Annotated in this window: 2 protein-coding genes; both read right to left on the bottom strand. The window is 32.4% G+C overall.

What is annotated here, in order from left to right; all coding sequences use genetic code 11:
• A partial coding sequence (locus BG20_RS08190) for a class I SAM-dependent methyltransferase (RefSeq protein WP_048097175.1) occupies positions 1 to 514 on the bottom strand: 514 nt, incomplete at its 3' end.
• A gap of 5 nt (positions 515 to 519) precedes the next feature.
• Positions 520 to 1,483: ATP-binding cassette domain-containing protein (locus BG20_RS08185; RefSeq protein ID WP_010193516.1), on the bottom strand; the 964-nt coding region annotated here is incomplete at its 5' end.

Below are 1,483 nucleotides of genomic sequence, written 5' to 3'. Positions count from 1 at the left end.
CATTTCCTAATATTTTATTTGAGAGAATATTTCTTTCACAAAGTTTTGCTGCAATTGGATTAATGTCTATGCTGTAGACTGTACATTTTTTCTTTTTTGCAATCATAATTGAAAACATACCTACTCCTGCAAACATATTGACTACAGTTTCACCATCTTGAACCAAGTTAGAAATTCTTTCCCTTTCTGTAGATAATCTTGGAGAAAAAAATGCATTTTCAACATCTACTGTAAATTTACAACCAAATTCTTTGTATTCTGTTTCTGTCTTGTCTTCACCTGCTATGACCTCTAGATTTCTGGTTCGAAAATCTCCCTCAACTGGAGATGATTGATAAAAAACACTTTTTGCAATCTTTACTTCATTTAATAGAGTTTCACCTATAAGTTCTTTTTTTGATAATAATGAATCTGGAATTCTAACTATGATTATGTCTCCAATTTGATCAAAAGATGAAATAAGTTCTTGACTTTCTTTTGAAGTAAGAATATTTTCTAATGCTTTCTTTAGCATTCGTGTCAATTCTTGTAATAGAAATTTCCTGAACTTTTTTGTTCTTTGTCTAATCTACTCTCTAGTTTGTTTACTCGTGGCCTCAATGACTTTTCATCTCTCCTAAATGACATATCAAGTGATTTCAAAAACTGGTTCATTGCATCTGCTTTTGGCATTGGAGATGTTGCATGACCCGACAATCCTGACACTCCTTCAAAAATTATCATGGAGTCTGATATAAGATCCATTAGTTGTATATCGTGGTCTATGACAATTGCTGTTTTTCCAAAAGATCTTACAAATTTTTGTAAGAACTTCGCTATAGTTATCCTATCTTCTACATCTAAGAATGCAGATGGTTCATCTAGTGCATAAAGATCAACTTTTTGTAAAAGACACGATGCAACAGAGATTTTTTGTAGTTCCCCTCCAGATAGATTCTTTACTGATTTGTTGTATAGTTTTTTAATTTTTAATGGTTCTAGAATTTGTTCTTCTTCCTGACTTCCTTCAATTGTACCGCCATTTGCCTTATCTAACAATGCAATAACTTCAGCATCGATATCATTTTGAAGATATTGTGGCTTGTATGCAATTTTTATTTTTTTATCAATTTCACCTACATCTGGTTTTTCTACACCTGCAATCATTTTCATTAATGTAGTCTTTCCAAGAGCGTTTGCACCCATTATCCCTAATACCTCACCTTTTCTTACTCTACCAGGCTCAATTGAAACTGAGAATGATGAATACTTCTTCTCCAATTTTGGATATGACATAATTTCACTTCCTTCCTGAAATTCATCCGTTGACGAAGAAGAAACATCAAAAGAAAATTTCTTATCTCTAAATCTAACATTCTCTGTAGGAAGATAACCATCAAGGAAAACATTGATTCCAATTTTAGTTGATAATACACTAGACACTACTCCATACGCTGCAGGTTCACCATAAAGTACTTCGATGTAATCACTAAGAAAATCAAGC

Origin of the sequence: Candidatus Nitrosarchaeum limnium BG20, from assembly GCF_000241145.1 — an archaeon.
In the GTDB taxonomy this organism is placed as follows: domain Archaea; phylum Thermoproteota; class Nitrososphaeria; order Nitrososphaerales; family Nitrosopumilaceae; genus Nitrosarchaeum; species Nitrosarchaeum limnae.
This window is presented reverse-complemented; position numbering and strand designations above follow the sequence as displayed.